We start from the raw sequence: 614 nt of genomic DNA, 5'->3' as shown, positions 1-614 counted from the left end.
GGTTTTGCGCTCGTGCCGCTCTATGACGTGATGTGTGATGCGTTAGGCATCAACGGTAAAACCAGTGATGTTGCAGCGATTCAACCTACGGGGATGCAACCCGATTTGAGCCGGACGATTCGTGTGGAGTTTATGGCACACGTCAACCCAGATATGCCGTGGGAGTTTAAGCCGAAAGTCATTTCGATGAATGTTCATCCAGGTGAAGTCGTGCAAACTGAATACTTGGCATTTAACGAAAGTGGACAAAGGCTCGTGGGGCAGGCGGTGCCTTCCGTTTCTCCCGGCAACGGTGCAGCTTACTTCAACAAAATAGAGTGCTTTTGTTTTACGCAACAGCCGCTGGATGGAAAGCAGCACGCTCAGATGCCATTGATTTTCTATATTGAGCCCGATTTGCCGGACTCAATACATACATTAACGCTGTCTTATACACTCTACAAACTTCCTCCTCCCACAGGCAGTTAGCCTCTCAAGGAGTGAGATACAGGCCAAATAGTGTCTGTAAGGAGAGAACTGATGAGTAATAAACCTGGAACCTATTACGTTCCTGCTCAAAGTAGTTGGCCGATCATTGGCGCGTTTGCTCTGTTTTTAGTCGCCGTCGGTGCGGG

Annotated in this window: 1 protein-coding gene and 1 pseudogene; both read left to right on the top strand. The window is 48.9% G+C overall.

Translation table 11 applies throughout. The annotated features are described in order from the left end of the window. Positions 1-468: cytochrome c oxidase assembly protein (locus R8N47_RS26475; protein ID WP_318186266.1), on the top strand; the 468-nt coding region annotated here is incomplete at its 5' end. A gap of 51 nt (positions 469-519) precedes the next feature. Continuing rightward, positions 520-614 (top strand): annotated as a pseudogene (locus R8N47_RS26470) (cytochrome c oxidase subunit 3); the annotation flags it as partial.

This window comes from Vibrio sp. 2132-1 (assembly GCF_033344315.1).
This window is presented reverse-complemented; position numbering and strand designations above follow the sequence as displayed.